The following is a 1,744-nucleotide window of genomic DNA, read 5'->3' on the forward strand; positions in this document are numbered from 1 at the left end:
TGATTCGCTTCGCTCAATTTCCTCTGTTGGCGGCGTTTCCGAGAACCGCTAACCCTGTCGGGTCTAACGGGAGTCCCCACGCCGCTTTTTTGATGGGCAAAAACCTTGGACTTTTTTGCAAAAAAAGCTGGAAACTCTTATCTGGCATGGCTTTAAAACTCATACAGCAATCCCTAAATAACTGAAAATATGCGTTTTGATATTGTCACCCTCTTTCCAGAATTTTTTACCTCTCCCCTGAAAACAAGTTTATTAGGGAGAGCCTTAGAAAAACAAATTGCTACAGTTAATTTGATCAATCCCAGAGATTTTGCGACGGATAAACACAAGCGCGTCGATGATGAACCTTATGGGGGAGGAGTGGGAATGTTACTCAAACCCGAACCAATTTTTGCTGCTGTAGAATCATTGCCCATTTTACCTCGACGGGAAATTATTCTGATGTCTCCCCAAGGGAAACCCCTCAACCAAGAAACATTACTAGAACTGTCGCAAAATTACGAGCAACTGATCGTGATTTGCGGCCATTATGAAGGAGTAGACGATCGCATTCGTCAGCATCTGATCAACCGAGAAATTTCCTTGGGAGATTTTGTTTTAACCTGTGGCGAAATTCCCGCTCTCGCCTTACTTAATGGAGTTATTCGCCTGCGTCCAGGGACCGTGGGAAAAGAAGAATCCTTAAAAGCAGAAAGTTTTGAGGAAGGATTACTCGACTATCCTCAATATACTCGCCCCGCCGTTTTCCGCGATTGGGAAGTCCCCGAAATCCTGCGATCGGGTAATCACGCGGCGATCGCCCAATGGCGCAAGGAGCAACAAATGGAAAAAACTCGCATTTGTCGTCCCGATCTCTGGGCAGTTTTGCAGAACAATAAGGAAGAAGATTCCCCCATAGGGGCTTTAAATTTGTAGAACAAATTATTAAAATAAACGTCGAGGGGAACATTCGGCGATCTCCAAAATTTGCACTTTCAATCTGTTCGCAAAGAACATAATTTTTTCTACAACCTGAGAAATTAACCAATTACTGTTTTATGAAATTCTTGCACAAACTAACAGCAACCTTAACCACAACTATCCTCTTCTCTGCGGGAATGCTGGCTCCTGCACGAGCAGCTTATGATTTTGCTAAAGTTGAAGTCGATCAGCGACGTTTTGTGGCGATCGCCACTCCCTTTGGGGTCGGTCGGCGCTACTATAACCTGATCATCATGGAACAACAAGCCAACGGTCGCAATTGCTGGCAAGAGAACGGAGAAAACCCCACATTTATCGAACCTACTTGGGAAAGTTTTGATTTTACGGGAATTTGTGGACGCAGTACCGATAGTAACGGTTACTCCGCGCGGATTAACGATACTGACTTGGGTTGGCGCTTTATTCTCAGTGTTGTCCAACGCGGTGACGAACTGGTTTTACTGGCCAATTCCCCGCGAGAGCGCACCACCATTGAGATTGGGCGCACCCGAGGCATGGATAGCAGCGATCGCTATCTCAAAATTCACCTCGATCCCGGTTGGCGCTTTACCAAACGGACTTATAATGGACGGGCCCTTGGTCACGTTTATCTCACTTCTGATAGCAACACTGCCAATATTCCCCCCGTCCAAGAACCTCCCGGAATTCTTAACCCGCCTTCTAATACCAGCTTACCCCCTGCCGATCGCGAGTTAATCTTTACCCCCGAACCCAATCCTCAACCCACGGCTCCAGCCCCCCGTCCGCGCACGACAACGACCCC

The 1,744-nt window shown here is 47.0% G+C and carries 3 protein-coding genes; all 3 read left to right on the forward strand.

Annotation, left to right across the window (positions count from 1 at the left end; genetic code table 11):
- On the forward strand, positions 1-185 hold a 185-nt coding region (locus tag JUI58_RS01945), incomplete at its 5' end, for a hypothetical protein (RefSeq protein ID WP_204102059.1).
- Positions 186-189: 4 nt separating this feature from the next.
- Positions 190-915, forward strand: a complete 726-nt coding sequence (gene trmD / locus JUI58_RS01950; RefSeq protein ID WP_204102060.1) for a tRNA (guanosine(37)-N1)-methyltransferase TrmD — start codon at positions 190-192, stop codon at positions 913-915.
- Between the two features lie 122 nt (positions 916-1,037).
- A partial coding sequence (locus tag JUI58_RS01955; RefSeq protein WP_204102061.1) for a DUF3747 domain-containing protein occupies positions 1,038-1,744 on the forward strand: 707 nt, incomplete at its 3' end.

This window comes from Spirulina sp. CCY15215 (genome assembly GCF_016888125.1).
Classification (GTDB): domain Bacteria; phylum Cyanobacteriota; class Cyanobacteriia; order Cyanobacteriales; family Spirulinaceae; genus CCY15215.